The organism is Thalassotalea fusca, from assembly GCF_053485835.1.
On the sequence record NZ_JBQRUN010000079.1, the window covers coordinates 1 to 255 of the forward strand.

A 255-nucleotide genomic window follows, 5' to 3' on the forward strand; every position below is an offset into this window, starting at 1 on the left:
ATCGCTGGGAAATAGAGCTTGGATATCGAGAAATGAAACAATCGTTATTGAACAGTGAATACACATTAAGAAGTAAGCGGCCAGATATGATAGAACAAGAGTTATGGGGACTTTTACTCTGCTATAATCTTATCAGGCAAGGGATGACAGCTGCAGCGAGTAGATTAGATAACGTTTGGCCTAACCAGTTAAGCTTCACGAGCTGTTCAATGGCAATAACACAGTTCTTCGCAACACTGCCGTTAACAAGTCCTG

At 41.6% G+C, this 255-nt stretch carries 1 pseudogene; it reads left to right on the forward strand.

Features of this window, described 5'->3' with window-relative positions:
* Positions 1–255 (forward strand): annotated as a pseudogene (locus ACSLUK_RS20100) (IS4 family transposase); the annotation flags it as partial.